Below are 1429 nucleotides of genomic sequence, written 5' to 3'. Positions count from 1 at the left end.
TAGCATTACAGTTGCAATTTCTTTCGCCGTCTGAATCCATGGGTTTCCATGATTCGGAGGTCATGGATGACAGGTGCATCGATCGAGGCGACGCTTGAACTTTGGGCATCCTCGTTACGGGATGTGAAGGCGCGGATGCGGCCTTTGTTCCGCCAGGAGCGCGTGGCAATTTCAGCGGGACAGTTTCTGGACGGATTACTCGGCGAAGAGCGGCGCAAGACGGGGTGGATGCGTGCGGAAGCGGCTGGCGATCCCGGTCCATGGCGGCAACAGGCCATTCTGGGCCGGGGACACTGGGATGCGGATGCCTTGCGCGATATCGTGCGCGGCTATGCGCTTGAGACATTGGCGGATGCTGATGCGGTTCTGGTGGTTGATGAGACCGGCTTCCTGAAGCAGGGCAAGACCTCGTGCGGCGTGGCGCGTCAATATACTGGATCGGCGGGTAAGATCACCAACTGCCAGATTGGCGTATTCGCCTCCTATGTGTCACGACACGGCCACGCGTTCATCGACCGGGCCCTCTATCTGCCGAAAGCCTGGACTGATGATCCGGACCGTATGGCCAGGGCCCATGTGCCGGAAAACGTCCCCTTTGCCACCAAGCCGGCGCTGGCGCTCGCCATGATCGAGCGGGCGATTGCCGCCGCCGTGCCATTTTCCTGGGTGGCTGCCGACAGCGTCTACGGTGTAGGCGACATTGAAATGGCGCTCAAACGAGCCGCCAAGGGCTACGTGCTGGGCGTGAACGCCAATCACCCCTTTCGCTCATGGAACAAACCGCTGGCCGTTGCCGGGACGGCGAAGGACATCGCTGAAGCCCTGCCTGAGGATGCCTGGCGACGCCTGTCGGCAGGCGATGGAACCAAAGGCGCACGGCTGCATGATTGGGTTTATCTCGAACTGGCCGATCTCGACGCCAATGATTTTGATGCGACATTCCCCGGCATCTGGACACGCGGGCTGTTGATCCGCCGCAACGTTGCCGACGGCGATCTGGCCTTCTTCTCGACATGGTGTCCGATTGGCACGTCCATGGAAAAACTGGTGACGGTGGAGGGGCATCGCTGGGCGATCGAAGACAGTTTTGAGACCGCCAAGAACGAACTCGGCCTCGACCACAATGAGACCCGATCATGGCATGGCTGGCATCGTCATGTCTCGTTGGTCATGCTCGCCTTCGCTATGATGACCGTCATACGCCATCGCGCCAACGCCATGCCGCCCCCAAAAACGATGCGGCGCTCAGGGCGCAAGACCGAAAACTGATCCGCTGGTCGGTTCAGGAAATCCGCCGCATCGCCACCCGTCTCGCACGACAACACGTTCATCCCGCTCATATTATCGCATGGTCACTTTGGCGACGAGCACATCAGGCCGCAGCCCAACAAGCACACTTCAAATCAAAAATGCAACTGTAATGCTAGGC

1 protein-coding gene is annotated in these 1429 nt (G+C 59.7%); it reads left to right on the top strand.

The window, feature by feature from the left end:
- Positions 1-48 precede the first annotated feature (48 nt).
- The gene (locus G6N73_RS35605; RefSeq protein WP_165034531.1) at positions 49-1269 is read left to right on the top strand and encodes an IS701 family transposase; all 1221 of its coding nucleotides are present in this window, start codon (positions 49-51) and stop codon (positions 1267-1269) included.
- The last annotated feature ends 160 nt before the right edge of the window (positions 1270-1429 follow it).

Origin of the sequence: Allomesorhizobium camelthorni, from assembly GCF_011045125.1 — a bacterium.
GTDB lineage: Bacteria > Pseudomonadota > Alphaproteobacteria > Rhizobiales > Rhizobiaceae > Allomesorhizobium > Allomesorhizobium camelthorni.
The sequence above is the reverse complement of the archived record's forward strand: the minus strand, read 5'-3'. Positions and strand labels throughout refer to the sequence as shown.

Bases quoted from the DNA above. Each gene is read 5' to 3' on its own strand.
- G6N73_RS35605 (WP_165034531.1), top strand. From the start codon at position 49: ATGATTCGGAGGTCATGGATGACAGGTGCATCGATCGAGGCGACGCTT.